This is a genomic window from Pseudomonas sp. AC463 (assembly GCF_979253585.1).
In genome coordinates this window covers 1-250 of sequence record NZ_CEEDDZ010000947.1, presented here as the reverse complement: position 1 = coordinate 250, position 250 = coordinate 1, and the positions used below count along the sequence as shown (strand labels likewise).

The 250-nt window shown below is 67.6% G+C and carries 1 protein-coding gene; it reads right to left on the bottom strand.

Going from position 1 to position 250, the window contains the following annotated elements; genetic code table 11:
* Positions 1-250: hypothetical protein (locus AC0IYH_RS33030; RefSeq protein ID WP_471838609.1), on the bottom strand; the 250-nt coding region annotated here is incomplete at both ends.

Genomic DNA, 250 nt, shown 5'->3' with positions numbered 1-250 from the left:
GTTCCCGCGCCTTGCCGATGACGATGTTGCTGGCCGACAGGTTGCAGCAGATCAGCGCCCCGGCCAGCGCGCCGGCGGTGGAGGGCGGCGTGGGAGCCCAGTAATCCTCGCAGATTTCCGCGTGGAAGGTGAAGAAGGGCAGGTCGGTCGCCGCGAAGAACAGGTCGACGCCGAAGGGTACGTCCTCGCCGTCGATCGCGATCGTCAGGCCGGTCAGGCCCGCGCCGCTGACGAACCAACGCTTCTCGTA